Here is a 16732-nt window from a genome sequence, read left to right on the forward strand (position 1 = left end):
GCCGAGCGGGAGCAAGCTCCCTCGCCACGGAGGTTGGCGCCGGGCCTCCTTTGCAGCGCATGTCGTAAACGCACCTTTGCGTGGCGTCCATAGGCATTTGACCTGCCTGCGCCGGCCATACCATCGCTTCCAAAGGGCACGACCGAACGGTGGTCAGTGCCTCACCGAGACGAAAGGCGCACCGCCGCCGCTGGGAGAGACGCGATGTTCAGCAAGCAAGACCAGATCCAGGGTTACGACGATGCACTGCTGGCGGCGATGAATGCCGAGGAGCAACGCCAGGAAGATCACATCGAGCTGATCGCGTCAGAGAACTACACCAGCAAGCGTGTGATGCAGGCCCAGGGCAGCGGCCTGACCAACAAATACGCCGAAGGCTATCCGGGTAAGCGCTACTACGGTGGCTGCGAGCACGTCGACAAAGTAGAAGCCCTGGCCATCGAACGCGCCAAGCAACTGTTCGGCGCCGACTACGCCAACGTCCAGCCGCACTCCGGATCTTCGGCCAACAGCGCCGTGTACCTGGCCTTGTTGCAGGCCGGCGATACGATCCTGGGCATGAGCCTGGCCCACGGCGGTCACCTGACTCACGGTGCCAAGGTGTCGTCTTCGGGCAAACTCTACAACGCGGTGCAGTATGGCATCGACACCACCACCGGCCTGATCGACTACGACGAAGTCGAGCGCCTGGCGGTCGAGCACAAGCCGAAGATGATCGTCGCCGGTTTCTCGGCCTACTCCAAGACCCTGGATTTCCCACGTTTCCGCCAGATCGCCGACAAGGTCGGAGCCCTGCTGTTCGTCGACATGGCCCACGTTGCCGGTCTGGTCGCTGCCGGTCTTTATCCCAACCCGCTGCCTTACGCCGACGTGGTCACCACTACCACTCACAAGACCCTGCGCGGTCCGCGCGGCGGCCTGATCCTGGCCAAGGCCAACGAAGAGATCGAGAAAAAGCTCAACGCTGCGGTATTCCCCGGTGCCCAGGGCGGCCCGCTGATGCACGTCATCGCCGGCAAGGCGGTGTGCTTCAAGGAAGCGGCGGAGCCTGGCTTCAAGGCTTATCAGCAGCAAGTGATCGATAACGCCCAGGCCATGGCTGGCGTGTTCATCAAGCGCGGCTACGATGTAGTGTCCGGCGGCACCGATAACCACCTGTTCCTGGTCAGCCTGATCCGTCAGGGCTTGACCGGCAAGGACGCCGACGCCGCCCTGGGCCGCGCGCACATCACCGTCAACAAGAATGCCGTGCCGAACGACCCGCAATCGCCGTTCGTGACCTCGGGCCTGCGCATCGGCACCCCGGCGGTGACCACGCGTGGCTTCAAGGTCTCCCAGTGCGTGACGCTGGCCGGCTGGATCTGCGACATCCTCGACAACCTCGGCGACGCCGATGTCGAGGCCAATGTTGCCCAGCAAGTGGCGGCCTTGTGCGCGGACTTCCCGGTTTATCGCTGAGTCGGTTTTGGAGTAATGACTATGCAACGCTATTCGGGCTTCGGCCTCTTCAAACACTCTCTCAGCCATCATGAAAACTGGCAGCGGATGTGGCGCACGCCGACCCCGAAAAAGGTCTACGACGTGGTTATCGTCGGCGGTGGCGGGCATGGTCTGGCGACCGCCTATTACCTGGCTAAAGAACACGGCATCACCAACGTGGCCGTGGTCGAGAAGGGCTGGCTGGGCGGCGGTAACACCGCGCGCAACACCACCATCGTGCGCTCCAACTACCTGTGGGACGAATCGGCCCACTTGTACGAACATGCGATGAAGCTCTGGGAAGGCCTGTCCCAGGACCTGAACTACAACGTGATGTTCTCCCAACGTGGCGTCTACAACCTGTGCCATACCTTGCAGGACATTCGTGATTCCGAGCGTCGCGTCAGCGCCAACCGCCTCAACGGCGTGGACGGCGAGTTGCTCAACGCCAAACAAGTGGCCGACGAGATTCCGTACCTCGATTGCTCGAAAAACACTCGCTACCCGGTGATGGGCGCCACCGTCCAGCGTCGCGGCGGCGTGGCCCGTCACGATGCCGTGGCCTGGGGCTTTGCCCGGGCGGCGGACGCGTTGGGCGTGGACCTGATCCAGCAGACCGAAGTGATCGGTTTCCGTAAGGAAAACGGCGTGTGCATCGGCGTGGAAACCAACAAAGGTTTCATCGGCGCCAAGCGCGTCGGCGTGGTGACCGCCGGTAACTCCGGGCACATGGCCAAACTCGCGGGCTTCCGCCTGCCGATCGAATCCCACCCGCTGCAAGCGCTGGTGTCGGAGCCGATCAAGCCGATTATCGACAGCGTGATCATGTCCAACGCAGTGCACGGCTACATCAGCCAGTCCGACAAGGGCGACCTGGTGATCGGTGCCGGTATCGACGGTTACAACGGTTATGGCCAGCGTGGCTCGTACCCGGTGATCGAACACACGGTTCAGGCCATCGTCGAGATGTTCCCGGTGTTGTCCCGCGTACGCATGAACCGCCAATGGGGCGGCATCGTCGATACCACGCCGGACGCCTGCCCGATCATCTCCAAGACGCCAGTGCCGAACATGTTCTTCAACTGCGGTTGGGGCACGGGCGGCTTCAAGGCCACCCCAGGCTCAGGCAATGTCTTCGCTGCAAGCCTGGCCAAAGGTGAAATGCACCCGCTGGCCGCGCCGTTTTCCATCGACCGTTTCCACAACGGTGCACTGATCGACGAACATGGCGCTGCTGCCGTCGCCCACTAACAGGAGAAATCCCTATGTTGCACATCTTCTGTCCTCACTGCGGCGAACTGCGCTCCGAAGAGGAATTCCATGCATCCGGCCAGGCGCACATCCCGCGTCCGCTGGATCCGAATGCCTGCACCGACGAGGAGTGGGGCGACTACATGTTCTTCCGTGACAACCCGCGCGGGTTGCACCATGAGCTGTGGGACCACGTCGCCGGTTGCCGCCAGTATTTCAACGTGACCCGTGACACCGTGACCTACGAGATTCTGGAAACCTACAAGATCGGCCAAAAGCCGCAATTCACCGACAAGGCTGAGAGTCCGAAAGCGGCCGCGCAGGCTCTGGGAGAGAAGGTATGAGCCAGATCAATCGCCTGTCCAACGGTGGACGGATCGACCGCAACAAAGTGCTGAGCTTCACCTTCAACGGCCAGACCTACAAAGGCTTTGAAGGCGACTCCCTGGCTGCCGCACTGTTGGCCAACGGTGTCGACATCATCGGCCGCAGCTTCAAGTACTCCCGCCCGCGCGGCATCTATGCCGCCGGCGCCGAAGAGCCGAACGCGGTGCTGCAGATCGGTGCCACCGAAGCCACGCAGATCCCTAACGTGCGCGCCACGCAACAGGCGCTGTACCAAGGTTTGGTCGCCACCAGCACCAACGGCTGGCCGAACGTGAACAACGACATGATGGGCATTCTCGGCAAGGTCGGCGGCAAGCTGATGCCGCCGGGCTTCTACTACAAAACCTTCATGTACCCGCAATCGTTCTGGATGACTTACGAGAAGTACATCCGCAAGGCCGCCGGCCTGGGTCGCTCGCCGACCGAGAACGATCCGGACACCTACGACTACATGAACCGTCACTGCGACGTGCTGGTTGTCGGCGCCGGCCCTGCTGGCCTGGCTGCGGCATTGGCCGCGGCCCGCAGCGGTGCGCGGGTGATCCTGGCCGACGAGCAGGAAGAGTTCGGCGGCAGCCTGCTCGATTCCCGTGAGAGCCTGGATGGCAAGCCAGCGACCGAATGGGTGGCCGCTGTTGTCGCTGAACTCAAGTCGATGCCAGACGTGGTGCTGTTGCCGCGCGCCACGGTGAACGGTTACCACGACCATAACTTCCTGACCATCCACGAGCGCCTTACCGACCACCTCGGTGACCGTGCGCCAATCGGCCAGGTGCGCCAGCGCATCAACCGGGTCCGCGCCAAGCGCGTGGTACTGGCAACCGGTGCCTGCGAACGGCCACTGGTCTACGGCAACAACGACGTTCCCGGCAACATGCTGGCCGGTGCGGTCTCCACCTACGTGCGCCGCTACGGCGTGGCGCCGGGCAAGAAACTGGTGCTGAGCACCAACAACGATCACGCCTATCGCGTGGCGCTGGACTGGCTCGACGCCAGCCTGCAAGTGGTGGCCATCGCCGACGCTCGCAGCAACCCGCGTGGTGCACTGGTGGAAGAGGCGCGCGCCAAAGGCATTCGCATCCTCACCGGCAGCGCCGTGATCGAGGCCCGTGGCAGCAAGCGCGTCACGGGGGCCCGCATCGCCGCCATTGACGTCAAGGCGCACAAGGTCACCAGTCCCGGCGAATGGCTGGACTGCGATCTGGTGGCCAGCTCCGGTGGCTACAGCCCAGTGGTTCACCTGGCGTCGCACCTGGGCGGCAAGCCGATCTGGCGCGAAGACATCCTCGGTTTCGTACCGGGCGAAGCCCCGCAGAAGCGTGTGTGCGTCGGCGGCGTGAATGGCGTCTACAGCCTCGGCGATACCTTGGCCGATGGTTTCGAGGGCGGCGTGCGCGCGGCCACTGAAGCCGGTTTCAAGGCGGTGGAGGGCGTATTGCCCAAAGCCTTGAGCCGCCAGGAAGAGCCGACCCTGGCGCTGTTCCAGGTGCCGCATGAAAAATCCACTGCACGAGCGCCGAAGCAATTCGTCGATCTGCAGAACGACGTCACCGCCGCCGCCATCGAACTCGCCACCCGCGAAGGCTTCGAGTCGGTCGAACACGTCAAACGCTACACCGCACTGGGCTTTGGTACTGACCAGGGCAAGCTGGGCAACGTCAACGGCCTGGCCATTGCGGCCCGCTCGCTGAACGTGAGCATCCCGCAGATGGGCACCACGATGTTCCGGCCGAACTACACGCCGGTGACCTTCGGCGCGATAGCCGGGCGGCACTGCGGGCACATCTTCGAACCGGTACGCTTCACCGCGCTGCATGCCTGGCATGTGAAAAATGGCGCTGAATTCGAAGATGTCGGCCAGTGGAAGCGCCCTTGGTACTTCCCGAAGAACGGTGAAGACATGCACGCTGCGGTCAAGCGCGAATGCAAAGCCGTGCGCGACAGCGTCGGCCTGCTGGATGCCTCGACCCTGGGCAAGATCGATATCCAGGGCCCGGACGCCCGCGAGTTCCTTAACCGCGTCTACACCAACGCCTGGACCAAGCTCGACGTGGGCAAGGCCCGCTACGGTTTGATGTGCAAGGAAGACGGCATGGTCTTCGACGATGGCGTGACAGCCTGTCTGGCGGACAACCATTTCGTGATGACCACCACCACTGGCGGTGCCGCACGCGTGCTGCAATGGCTGGAGATCTATCACCAGACCGAATGGCCGGACCTGAAGGTGTACTTCACTTCGGTCACCGACCACTGGGCGACCATGACCCTGTCGGGCCCCAACAGCCGCAAGCTGCTGAGCGAAGTCACCGACATCGACCTGGACAAGGACGCTTTCCCGTTCATGACCTGGAAAGAAGGCCTGGTGGGTGGTGTACCGGCGCGGGTGTTCCGTATCTCGTTCACCGGTGAACTGTCGTACGAAGTCAACGTGCAGGCCGACTACGCCATGGGCGTGCTCGAGCAGATCGTCGAGGCCGGCAAGAAATACAACCTGACCCCATACGGCACCGAGACCATGCACGTATTGCGGGCCGAGAAGGGCTTCATCATCGTCGGTCAGGACACCGACAGCTCGATGACCCCGGACGACCTGAACATGGGCTGGTGCGTAGGCCGGACCAAACCGTTCTCGTGGATCGGCTGGCGTGGCATGAATCGCGAAGACTGTGTGCGTGAGGACCGCAAGCAACTGGTGGGCCTCAAGCCGATCGACCCGAATGTCTGGCTGCCGGAAGGTGCGCAACTGGTGTTCAACACCAAGCAGGCAATCCCGATGACCATGGTCGGTCATGTGACGTCCAGCTACGCCCACAACTCCCTGGGTTATTCATTTGCCATGGGCGTGGTCAAGGGCGGCCTCAAACGGATGGGCGAGCGCGTCTTCGCGCCTCTGGCCGATGGCAGCGTGATCGAGGCAGAGATTGTTTCTTCGGTGTTCTTCGATCCGAAGGGGGATCGGCAGAATATCTAAAGGGACTTTGGTCCTGTGGGTGGGCAGTTACACCGCGTCGCCTGATTCGCGAGCAAGCCCGCTCCCACAGGATCGAAGTCGCCAAAGGAATTTGAGCCAGGCATCAATCCAATGTGGGAGCGGGCTTGCTCGCGAAGGCGGCAGGACAGTCACCACAAATGCCGGAACAACAAAATTCAAGACAGGTGCTCCATATGACCGCAGTCAACGTGTACCAACAACGCCCAACCACCGGGGCCAAGGCCGAGTCGTCGCTGCACCATGCCGACCTCGCCAGTCTGGTGGGCAAGGGTCGCAAGAACGCCGGCGTGACCGTGCGCGAGAAGAAACTCCTGGGGCACTTGACCCTCCGTGGCGATGGTCATGATCCTGCGTTCGCCGCTGGCGTGCACAAGGCTCTGGGCCTGGAGCTGCCGGGCGCGCTGACCGTCATCGTCAAGGGTGAAACCAGCCTGCAATGGCTCGGCCCGGACGAGTGGCTGCTGGTGGTGCCCAGTGGCGAAGAATTTGCCGCTGAGAAAAACCTGCGTGAAGCCCTGGGCGATCTGCACATCCAGATCGTCAACGTCAGCGGCGGCCAGCAGATCCTCGAGCTGTCCGGCCCGAACGTGCGTGACGTGCTGATGAAATCCACCAGCTACGATGTACACCCCAACAACTTCCCGGTGGGCAAGGCTGTGGGCACGGTGTTCGCCAAGTCGCAACTGGTGATCCGTCATACCGGTGAAGACACCTGGGAACTGCTGATCCGCCGCAGCTTCTCCGATTACTGGTGGCTGTGGTTGCAGGATGCGGCGGCTGAGTATGGATTGAGCGTGCAGGCCTAACAACACGGTCTAAAGCCGGACACTTTTGTGGCGAGGGGATTTATCCCCGCTGGGCTGCGCAGCAGCCCTCAACCAGCCACCTTGGTGTATCAGGCCGATCGCATCAAGCTTTTTGGGGTTGCTTCGCAGCCCAGCGGGGATAAATCCCCTCGCCACAGAGTTCTGTGTTCGGCGGGGCTTATCCATAACAAACAGGAGTCACCGCAATGAGCCGCGCCCCAGACACATGGATCTTGACTGCCGACTGCCCCAGCGTGCTCGGCACGGTGGACGCGGTGACCCGCTTTCTGTTCGAGCAGGGCTGCTACGTCACTGAGCACCACTCCTTCGATGACCGGCTCTCGGGACGTTTTTTTATTCGCGTGGAATTTCGCCAGCCGGATGGCTTCGACGAGCAAAACTTCCGCAGCGGCCTGGCCGAGCGTGCCGAAGCCTTTGGCATGGTCTTCGAACTGACGCCACCCAACTACCGGCCCAAAGTGGTGATCATGGTCTCCAAGGCCGATCACTGCCTCAACGACTTGCTCTACCGCCAGCGCATCGGCCAGTTGTCCATGGACGTCGTGGCCGTGGTGTCCAACCACCCGGACCTCAAGCCCCTGGCCGACTGGCACCAGATTCCCTACTACCATTTTCCCCTGGACCCGAACGACAAGCCCTCCCAGGAGCGGCAGGTGTGGCAGGTGATCGAAGACACCGGCGCCGAGCTGGTGATTCTCGCTCGCTACATGCAAGTGCTCTCGCCGGAGCTGTGCCGCAAACTCGACGGCAAGGCGATCAACATCCATCACTCCCTGCTGCCGGGTTTCAAGGGCGCCAAGCCGTATCACCAGGCCTACAACAAAGGCGTGAAACTGGTCGGCGCCACGGCGCACTACATCAACAACGACCTGGACGAAGGCCCGATCATCGCCCAGGGCGTGGAAGTGGTGGACCACAGCCACTACCCCGAAGACCTGATCGCCAAGGGCCGGGATATCGAAGGGCTGACCCTGGCCCGGGCGGTGGGGTATCACATCGAGAGAAGGGTATTTTTGAACGCCAATCGCACTGTCGTTCTTTAGATTTTCGGGGCCGCTTCGCAGCCCATTCGCGAGCAAGCCCGCTCCCACAGGATGTGTGCCGGCATACAGGTCCTGGTTACACCAGAAAACCCATGGGGAAGCGGGCTTGCTCGCGAAGAGGCCCTTACAGACAACAAAGAAACAAGACACAAGCACTACCCGAGCAATCAACGCGCTGCCTGCCTGGGCAACGCAGTTCCACAAAAACAACAGCGAGGTGAAAGCATGTCTGGCAATCGTGGTGTCGTGTATCTCGGCAACGGCAAGGTCGAAGTACAGAAAATCGACTATCCAAAAATGCAGGACCCGCGTGGCAGGAAGATTGAGCACGGTGTCATCCTGCGCGTGGTCTCCACCAACATCTGCGGCTCCGACCAGCACATGGTGCGCGGCCGCACCACCGCTCAGACCGGTCTGGTCCTGGGCCATGAAATCACCGGTGAAGTGATCGAAAAGGGCAGCGATGTCGAGAACCTGAAAATCGGTGATCTGGTATCTGTTCCGTTCAACGTGGCTTGCGGGCGCTGCCGTTCCTGCAAAGAGCAACACACGGGCGTCTGCCTGACCGTCAACCCGGCCCGTGCCGGCGGTGCCTATGGTTACGTTGACATGGGCGACTGGACTGGTGGCCAGGCCGAATACGTGCTGGTGCCGTACGCCGACTTCAACCTGCTGAAGCTGCCGGACCGCGACAAGGCCATGGAGAAAATCCGCGACCTGACTTGCCTGTCCGACATCCTGCCGACCGGCTACCACGGCGCCGTTACCGCCGGCGTTGGTCCTGGCAGCTCCGTCTACATCGCGGGTGCCGGTCCGGTTGGCCTGGCGGCTGCCGCTTCCGCCCGCCTGCTGGGTGCCGCTGTGGTCATTATCGGTGACGTCAACCCGATCCGCCTGGCCCACGCCAAGGCCCAGGGTTTTGAAATCGCCGACCTGTCCAAAGACACTCCGCTGCACGAACAGATCGCCGCGCTGCTGGGCGAACCGGAAGTCGACTGCGCCGTTGACGCTGTGGGCTTCGAAGCCCGTGGTCACGGCCATGAAGGCGTCAAGCACGAAGCTCCGGCCACCGTGCTCAACTCGTTGATGGGTGTGGTTCGCGTGGCTGGCAAGATCGGTATCCCTGGCCTCTACGTCACCGAAGACCCGGGCGCAGTCGATGCTGCGGCGAAAATGGGCAGCCTGAGCATCCGCTTCGGCCTCGGCTGGGCCAAATCCCACAGCTTCCATACCGGCCAGACCCCGGTGATGAAGTACAACCGCCAGCTGATGCAGGCGATCATGTGGGACCGCATCAACATCGCAGAAATCGTCGGCGTACAGGTCATCAGCCTGGACGACGCGCCTAAAGGTTATGGCGAGTTCGATGCGGGCGTACCGAAGAAGTTTGTGATTGATCCGCATAAGTTGTTCAGTGCGGCGTAAGCGCCTCGCAAAAGTGAAGAGGGCGACGTGATGTCGCCCTTTTTTACGTTTTGCTTTTCAATTCAGATGAGGTCATTGCCTGGAGAGGAATCGGTGCCTTGCTATTGCGTCATCACTCTCGTGGCCTGCATGCCGTTGGGACCTTTCTCTACTTCAAAGGAAACAAGTTGCCTTTCTTTCAGGGTTTTATAACCCTCGCCCGCGATCGCCGAATAATGAACGAACAGTTCATCACCTCCTGTGCGACAAGTAATAAATCCATAGCCTTTTGCATCGTCGAACCACTTAACGGTTCCTGTGATTCTGTCGTTCATTTTTATTATCCTGCCTGCCCGAGTGAACAAAGACGCAGGGACTGCCGTGTGCCCTTTGCCTCGTTTTCGTTGACACGGGTGCAGCGTAGAGGCGGCACGCCGCGATGCCTACTGTCAGAGTTGACAGTGGCCAATGCCGATAGGAAATAACGGATCCTTCGAGATATTCAGATGAATCAGGTTTAACCGTCAAAAGCTCAGATTGAAGTAATCGGCGGTTATCAACTTACAGTCCTCGGTGTCCGAGCTCTCGCAACGATTGTCTTCCCATGGCGAAAATCCTGGCTCCACGACCTGGAGATACTCCAGCGTCAGATTGATTTCGCCGTATCTACAGGTGATGGTCGCCCGCGTGGGTGTCTGCTCATCGTCGTCGGGCTCATCCATAGCGTATTCGACACCGTTGAATTGCAGCAGCGCCGGATCGACCACGTCCACCAGGCTTTGGCTCTGCCATTGGCGATCATCGCGTACTTCGACCGAGTAGACATCTTCCACGGATTCAATCTTTCTGTGGATATCAGTGACGGCGGGGCAGGTTATTTCATCGGCTTGGACATGGCCGACAAACAGCATCAGTAATCCCGCCACTTTCCCCAGTGTGTTTTGCATGTGCCGGGCCCCCAAGCCTTGGTTTGTCTCTATGGTTTGCGGCTTTTTCCGGGCGGGCTACTGTCAGTACTGACAGTTATTCATGCCAATTTTGAATAACAAAAGGAGGGGCTGTTGAGGCTTGGCGATAACGCTTCCACTGTCTGGGTTATGTAAGGCGGTGTCGCATGAGTTGGCGGGCATTGGGGCAATGAAAGGCGTGCCGGGCATATGGCCTGTGTGGGGGAACAATCCTCGCCTGTCCCAGTCAAACGCACGATTTTGCGCCGCCCCTCTGTGGGCGGTTTTTTCATGGCTCAAGAGGATGTCCGGGATGAAGGTTTCACGCGGTTTTGCACTGTCTTGCCTGCTTGCGCTGGCAACCAGCCCGGCCTTCGCGCAGTTCAGCCTCAGTGATGCGGCCAATGCGGTGGCGGCGATGCAGGGCGATCAGCAGGGGGAGGGCGCCGTGGCCGCTGCGCCGCAAGCCGCCGGCTTGCTCAATACCCTGGGCTCGGAGCTAAAGATTACGCCGGAACAGGCCATCGGTGGTGCCGGAGCGATGTTGGGGCTGGCGAAAAACCGGCTCAGCGAACCGCAATTTTCCGAACTGAGCAGAAGTGTGCCGGGCCTGGATCAGATCGCGGGCAACAACGCCATTGGTGGGCTGAATGGCTTGGGTGGCCTGGGCGGTTTGCTCGGTGGTGGGGCGGACAAAAACGCCTTGCTCGACGGCCTGCTGGGTAACGTCAAGGACACCCACGACCTGAACAACGCCTTCAGCGCGCTGGGCATGGACAGCGGCATGATCGGCCAGTTTGCCCCGGTGATCCTCCAATACCTCGGCCAGCAGGGCGTGGCCAGTTCGCTGCTGCAGAATCTGGGCGGCATCTGGGGCGCCGGCGCAGGCATCTGATCAGCCGCGCTCGCTGCGCAAGGCGGCGATGCGCTGATCTTTTTCGATCCAGAGCTGGTTGACCCAGCTCTGGACGTGCTGGCGAAACACCGGATCGTTTTCGTAATCACCTTGCCACAGCGCCGGGTCCAGCTCGCGGGTCTGGATGTCGATAATGACCTTCGGCACCGCACCGCTGATCAAATCCCAGAATCCCGGCGTCCGTTCCTGGGGGTACACCACTGTCACGTCCAGCACCGCGTCCAGTTGCTCGCCCAGCGCCGCCAGCACGAATGCCACGCCACCGGCCTTGGGTTTGAGCAGATGGGTGAAGGGTGACTGTTGCTGTTGGCTCTTGGCGGCGGTGAAGCGTGTGCCTTCGAGGTAGTTCACCACGGTGACCGGTTGGCGCTTGAACAGCTCGCAGGCCTGACGGGTGATTTCCAGGTCCTTGCCGGCCAGTTCCGGGTTTTTTGCCAGGAAGGCCTTGGTGTAGCGCTTCATGAACGGGTAATCCAGCGCCCACCAGGCCAGGCCCAGGAACGGTACCCAGATCAGCTCTTTCTTGAGGAAAAACTTGAAGAACGGCGTACGCCGGTTGAGAGCCTGGATCAGCGCGGGGATGTCGACCCAGGACTGGTGATTGCTGATAACCAGATAGGAAGTGTCGCGGCGCAAGTCGCCACCGCCACGTATTTCCCAGCGGGTGGGGATGCACAGGGCAAAGATCAATTTGTCGATTTCGGCCCAGGTTTCGGCGATCCACATCACTGCCCACGAGGCGTAGTCGCGAAGACGCCCGGGCAGGACCAGTTTGAGCAACGCGAACACCATCAACGGCCCGAACAGCACCAGGGTGTTGAGCAACAGCAGCAGGGTGACAAAACAGCCGGTGAGCAGGCGGCGCATAGATGACTCTTGCAAACAGGTGGGCGGGCCATGATAAGCAGCTTCGGGCGGCAGGCCAAATCGAGGTGAAACGAGCAGCCTGTGGCGAGCGAAGTGATCTGTGGGAGCAAAGCTTGCTCGCGATGAAGGTAATACCATTTCTCTGGAACCGTGGTGGCTGTATCGCGAGCAAGCTTTGCTCCCACAGACCCCCTTTCCCCGGCAGAGATGTTCTTGACGCCAACCGAACGAATTGACGAGCCACGGTCTAAAATTCCGCTGCCCACCCTTACAAAGGAAGTCCATTACGTGAAATCCCTTCTTGCCCTGCTTTCCCTGGTGGCCCTGCCAGTGCTGGCCGTCGAGCCGACCCTGTACGGGCGCTACGAATACATCGCGCTGCCGGAAATCGGTGGTGAAGTGCTCAAGGCCAAGATGGACACCGGCGCCCTGACGGCCTCGCTGTCGGCCAAGGACATCGAAACCTTTACCCGCGACGGCGAGGACTGGGTGCGATTCCGCCTAGCGACCAAAGGCGCGAGCAACAAGCTCTTTGAGCATAAAGTCGCCCGCATCAGCAAGATCAAGACCCGTTCCGAGGAGGACGAAGACGACGACGAATCGGCTGCGCCCAGCAAACGTCCGGTGGTGGAGCTTGAAATGTGCCTGGGTGACGTCAAACGTACCGTTGAGGTCAACCTGACGGACCGCAGCAGCTTCAACTACCCGCTGCTGATCGGCGCCAAGGCCCTGCGTGAGTTCGACGCGGCGGTGAACCCGGCCCGACGCTATACCGCGGACAAGCCCGACTGCTGATTTCCCTGATTGACGTGCCCCCGGGGTTGGGGCACCGTTCCGGCAACTTTACTGTCGGGCGCGGACGCCATGCCTCACATTCTGATTGTCGAAGACGAAGCGGCCATTGCCGATACGCTGGTGTTTGCCCTGCAAGGGGAGGGTTTCGGCACCACCTGGCTGAGCCTCGGCGCCGCGGCGCTTGAGCATCAGAAAAACACCCCGGCAGACCTGATCATCCTCGACGTGGGCCTGCCGGATATCAGTGGGTTCGAGACGTGCAAAAATCTCAGACGTTTCAGCGACGTTCCGGTCATCTTTCTTACAGCCCGGGATGCTGAGATCGACCGGGTGGTGGGGCTGGAGATCGGGGCCGACGATTATGTGGTCAAACCGTTCAGCCCTCGGGAAGTGGCGGCAAGGGTTCGCGCGATCCTCAAGCGGGTCGCGCCGCGACCGTCCCCCGATTTGGGCGCCGGGCTATTTCATGTCGACACCGAGCGGGTGCAGATCAACTATCGGGGCAAACCCCTGAACCTCACCCGCCACGAATTTCGCCTGTTGAACTGTCTGCTGGAGCAACCCGAGCGTGTGTTCAGCCGCGAACAACTGCTCGACGCCCTAGGTGTGGCCAGTGATGCCGGTTACGAGCGCAGCATCGACAGCCACATCAAGAGCGTGCGCGCCAAGTTGCGTCTGGTCAGGGCCGAGGCTGAGCCGATCCAGACTCACCGTGGCCTCGGTTACAGCTACAGCCCGGGGCATAGCTGATGTCGCTGGGTATCCGGATTTTCCTGGTGTATGTGCTGTTCATCGGTTTGACCGGGTATTTCGTCCTCAACACGGTGATGGAAGAAATACGCCCCGGCGTGCGCCAGTCCACCGAAGAAACCCTGGTGGACACCGCCAACCTGATGGCCGAGATCCTGCGGGACGATTTCAAGGCCGGCACCCTCAACCAGAACCGCTGGCCGCAACTGCTCAAGGCTTACGGTGAGCGCCAGCCGGCGGCATCGATCTGGGGTTTGCCAAAGAATCAGGTCAACCATCGCATCTACGTCACGGACGCCAAGGGCATCGTGGTGCTCGACTCCAGCGGTGTGGCGGTGGGCCAGGACTATTCGCGCTGGAACGACGTCTACCTGACTCTGCGCGGGCAATACGGCGCACGCTCGACCCGCAGCGTTGCCGATGATCCAACGTCTTCGGTGATGCACGTAGGCGCGCCGATTCGCGACAACGGCCGGATTATCGGGGTGGTCACCGTGGCCAAGCCCAACAGTTCGCTGCAACCCTATGTCGACCGCACCGAGCGGCGCCTGTTGGCGTACGGCGCCGGGTTGATCGGCCTGGGGCTGCTGTTGGGCGCCGTGCTGTCGTGGTGGCTGAGCGCGGCGTTGCGGCGCTTGACCGCTTATGCCGAGGCCGTCAGCCAGGGGCAACGGGTGGAGGTGCCGCATTATCGCGGCGGCGAGTTCGAACAATTGGCGGGTGCGGTTGAACACATGCGTACCCAGCTGGAAGGTAAGGCCTACGTCGAGCGCTACGTGCACACCCTGACTCACGAGCTCAAAAGCCCGCTGGCGGCGATCCGTGGTGCCGCCGAGCTGCTCCAGAGCGACATGCCGACGGCCCAGCGCCAGCGTTTCGTCAGCAACATCGACAACGAAAGCGTGCGCATGCAGCAGTTGATCGAGCGTTTGCTCAACCTGGCCCAGGTCGAGCAGCGACAGGGACTGGAAGAAAAGATTGCCGTACCGCTGGCGGCATTGATGGACGAACTGCTGGAAGCCCGCAGCGGCTGGATCGAAAGCCGGCAGTTGCGGATCGAGCGGCACATTGCTGTGGACCTGACATTGACCGGGGAGCCGTTTCTGTTGCGTCAGGCCCTGGGCAATTTGCTGGAAAACGCCCTGGACTTCACACCCGTCAACGGGTTGTTGCGCATGAGTGCCGAGCGTGTCGGCAACCGCGTCGAGATCCGGCTGTTCAATCAGGCCGAACCGATTCCCGACTACGCCCTGCCGCGCCTGAGTGAACGCTTCTACTCCCTGCCGCGCCCCGACAGTGGCCGCAAGAGCACCGGTTTGGGGCTCAACTTTGTGGAGGAAGTGGTGCAGTTGCATGCCGGGCAATTCAGTATTGGCAATGTCGAGGGTGGGGTTGAGGTGGTTCTGCGGTTGCCCTGAAGCCGAGGCGCGGCTTTCGCGAGCAAGGACTGCGCTGAACCTGTGGGAGCGGGCTTGCTCGCGAAGGGGCCCGTTCAGTCTCCACACAATCTCCACAATCTCTCCATAACCCCAGCACACAGCCACCCCAGACTCTCTCTCATTCGAACAGGGAGAGCCCCACATGAACCGCAGCCTCGCCATAAAACTGGGCATGATCGCCCTATTGATCCTCCTGCTGATGATCCCGTTGTTGATGATCAACGGCCTCATCGACGAGCGTCAGGAGCTGCGCGACGATGTGCTGCAGGATATCGCCCGCAGTTCCAGTCACAGCCAGCAACTGATCGGGCCGATGATCGTGGTGCCGTTTCGCAAGGATGTGCGGGTCTGGAACACCAACGAGAAGACCGGCGTGCGTTTCCTGGAAACCGTCGAGCAAAGCGGTGAGTTGTATTTTCTGCCGGAGCAATTGGACATCGACGGCCAGATCCGCACAGAAACCCGTGCACGCGGGATCTACGAGGCGCGGTTGTTTCATGCCGACAACCGGATCGACGGCCACTTCAAGGTGCCTGAGCGTTTCGGCGTGGCCACCAAGGATTTTGCCGACTACCGCTTTGACGAGCCGTACCTGAGCGTGGGCATCAGCGACATCCGCGGCATCGAGAATGCACTGACCCTGACACTCAACCAGCAGACCGTCGATTTCCTGCCCGGCTCGCGGATCGGCTGGCTGGGGCAGGGCGTGCATGTGCCGCTGCCAATGGTCACGGCCCAGGGCAGTACTGAGCTGACCTTCGGTTTCGACCTGCGGCTGCAAGGCACCGGTCAGTTACAGATTCTGCCGGTAGGTAAATCCACCCAAGTGCACCTGTCGGCCGACTGGCCGCACCCCAGCTTCATCGGCAACTACCTGCCTACCCAGCGCGACATCAATGAGCAGGGCTTCAGTGCCGACTGGCAGACGTCGTTTTTCTCTACCAACCTGCTGGAAACCCTGCAAGCCTGCGAGCCAAGCGATGGCTGTGAAGCGTTTCGCAGCCGTGCCTTTGGTGTGAGTTTTATCGACCCGGTGGACCAATACCTCAAGAGCGACCGGGCGATCAAATATGCATTGCTGTTCATAGCGCTGACGTTTGCCGGGTTCTTTCTCTTCGAAGTGCTCAAGAGCCTGGCGGTGCATCCGGTCCAGTACGCCTTGGTGGGTGTGGCGCTGGCGTTCTTTTACCTGTTGCTGCTGTCCCTGTCGGAACACATCGGTTTTGCCCTGGCGTATCTGGTGTCAGCCAGTGCCTGTGTGCTGCTGATCGGGTTCTATGTCTGCCATGTGTTGCGCAGCGTGAGCCATGGTTTGGGGTTTTCGGCGGGGTTGGCGGGCTTGTACGGTTTGCTCTATGGATTGTTGAGTGCCGAGGACTACGCCTTGCTAATGGGTTCGCTGTTGCTGTTCGGTCTGCTCGGTGTGTTCATGGTCTTGACCCGTAAGCTGGACTGGTATCGGGTCGGAGCGAAGCCGGCGGCGGCGATGACGTTCGATCTGGGAGAGGTGAAATGAGCCGGTCGCTGGGGTTGCGCGCAGATCGGCAATGGCGGGAAGTGTTGGTGATGCGCATAGCGCAGTTGTTTCCCTTGGATTCGGTGCGCTGCCATCGCGGGCAAGCCTTGCTCCCACAG

The 16732-nt window shown here is 61.1% G+C and carries 15 protein-coding genes; 12 read left to right on the plus strand and 3 right to left on the minus strand.

What is annotated here, in order from left to right; translation table 11 throughout:
• Positions 1-204 precede the first annotated feature (204 nt).
• From glyA to fdhA, 7 genes are all read left to right on the plus strand, one after another.
• A complete protein-coding gene (glyA, locus tag HU811_RS15800; protein ID WP_092455706.1) occupies positions 205-1458 on the plus strand; it encodes a serine hydroxymethyltransferase in 1254 nt (417 codons plus the stop codon).
• 21 nt (positions 1459-1479) lie between these two features.
• A complete protein-coding gene (locus tag HU811_RS15805; RefSeq protein ID WP_003177603.1) occupies positions 1480-2730 on the plus strand; it encodes a sarcosine oxidase subunit beta in 1251 nt (416 codons plus the stop codon).
• A gap of 14 nt (positions 2731-2744) precedes the next feature.
• A complete protein-coding gene (locus HU811_RS15810; RefSeq protein ID WP_092400761.1) occupies positions 2745-3074 on the plus strand; it encodes a sarcosine oxidase subunit delta in 330 nt (109 codons plus the stop codon).
• Complete coding sequence (locus HU811_RS15815) at positions 3071-6088, plus strand: sarcosine oxidase subunit alpha (RefSeq protein ID WP_186656862.1); 3018 nt, start codon at positions 3071-3073, stop codon at positions 6086-6088. The genes HU811_RS15810 and HU811_RS15815 overlap by 4 nt, the downstream gene beginning before the upstream one ends.
• 194 nt (positions 6089-6282) lie before the next feature.
• Complete coding sequence (locus HU811_RS15820) at positions 6283-6915, plus strand: sarcosine oxidase subunit gamma (protein WP_186656863.1); 633 nt, start codon at positions 6283-6285, stop codon at positions 6913-6915.
• A 206-nt stretch (positions 6916-7121) separates the two neighbouring features.
• Positions 7122-7979, plus strand: a complete 858-nt coding sequence (gene purU / locus HU811_RS15825) for a formyltetrahydrofolate deformylase (RefSeq protein WP_014340578.1) — start codon at positions 7122-7124, stop codon at positions 7977-7979.
• A 225-nt stretch (positions 7980-8204) separates the two neighbouring features.
• Positions 8205-9404 carry a formaldehyde dehydrogenase, glutathione-independent gene (fdhA, locus tag HU811_RS15830; protein ID WP_186656865.1) on the plus strand — a complete coding sequence of 400 codons (1200 nt, stop codon included), beginning with the start codon at positions 8205-8207 and terminating at the stop codon, positions 9402-9404.
• Between the two features lie 101 nt (positions 9405-9505).
• On the opposite strand, the gene HU811_RS15835 is transcribed toward fdhA, so the two are convergent.
• Together HU811_RS15835 and HU811_RS15840 are read right to left on the minus strand one after the other, a co-directional pair.
• On the minus strand, positions 9506-9718 hold the full coding sequence (locus HU811_RS15835; protein ID WP_186656867.1) for a cold-shock protein: 213 nt from the start codon (positions 9716-9718) through the stop codon (positions 9506-9508).
• 189 nt (positions 9719-9907) lie between these two features.
• Positions 9908-10330, minus strand: coding sequence for a DUF3757 domain-containing protein (locus tag HU811_RS15840; RefSeq protein ID WP_186656869.1), 423 nt, complete (start codon positions 10328-10330; stop codon positions 9908-9910).
• Between the two features lie 313 nt (positions 10331-10643).
• Between HU811_RS15840 and HU811_RS15845 the strand changes: the two genes are divergently transcribed.
• Positions 10644-11225 carry a DUF2780 domain-containing protein gene (locus HU811_RS15845; protein ID WP_186656870.1) on the plus strand — a complete coding sequence of 194 codons (582 nt, stop codon included), beginning with the start codon at positions 10644-10646 and terminating at the stop codon, positions 11223-11225.
• Here HU811_RS15845 and yihG read toward each other — a convergent pair whose 3' ends face one another.
• On the minus strand, positions 11226-12113 hold the full coding sequence (yihG, locus tag HU811_RS15850) for a 1-acylglycerol-3-phosphate O-acyltransferase, YihG family (protein ID WP_186656872.1): 888 nt from the start codon (positions 12111-12113) through the stop codon (positions 11226-11228). It lies immediately after the preceding gene.
• Positions 12114-12401: 288 nt separating this feature from the next.
• On the opposite strand from yihG, the gene rloA2 reads away from it, so the two are divergent.
• The 4 genes from rloA2 (at position 12402) to creD (ending at position 16613) form a co-directional block, all read left to right on the plus strand.
• Positions 12402-12908: a retropepsin-like aspartic peptidase RloA2 gene (gene rloA2, locus HU811_RS15855; protein ID WP_186656874.1), complete on the plus strand. Its 507-nt coding sequence runs from the start codon at positions 12402-12404 to the stop codon at positions 12906-12908.
• A gap of 69 nt (positions 12909-12977) precedes the next feature.
• Positions 12978-13658, plus strand: coding sequence for a two-component system response regulator CreB (creB, locus tag HU811_RS15860; RefSeq protein ID WP_092455695.1), 681 nt, complete (start codon positions 12978-12980; stop codon positions 13656-13658).
• Positions 13658-15076 (plus strand): two-component system sensor histidine kinase CreC, encoded by a 1419-nt coding sequence (gene creC / locus HU811_RS15865; protein WP_186656877.1) that lies wholly within the window; start codon positions 13658-13660, stop codon positions 15074-15076. Before creB ends, creC begins: the two co-directional genes overlap by 1 nt.
• A 163-nt stretch (positions 15077-15239) precedes the next feature.
• The gene (gene creD / locus HU811_RS15870; protein WP_186656879.1) at positions 15240-16613 is read left to right on the plus strand and encodes a cell envelope integrity protein CreD; all 1374 of its coding nucleotides are present in this window, start codon (positions 15240-15242) and stop codon (positions 16611-16613) included.
• Positions 16614-16732 lie beyond the last annotated feature (119 nt).

Source organism: Pseudomonas tehranensis, from assembly GCF_014268615.1.
Classification (GTDB): Bacteria; Pseudomonadota; Gammaproteobacteria; order Pseudomonadales; family Pseudomonadaceae; genus Aquipseudomonas; species Aquipseudomonas tehranensis.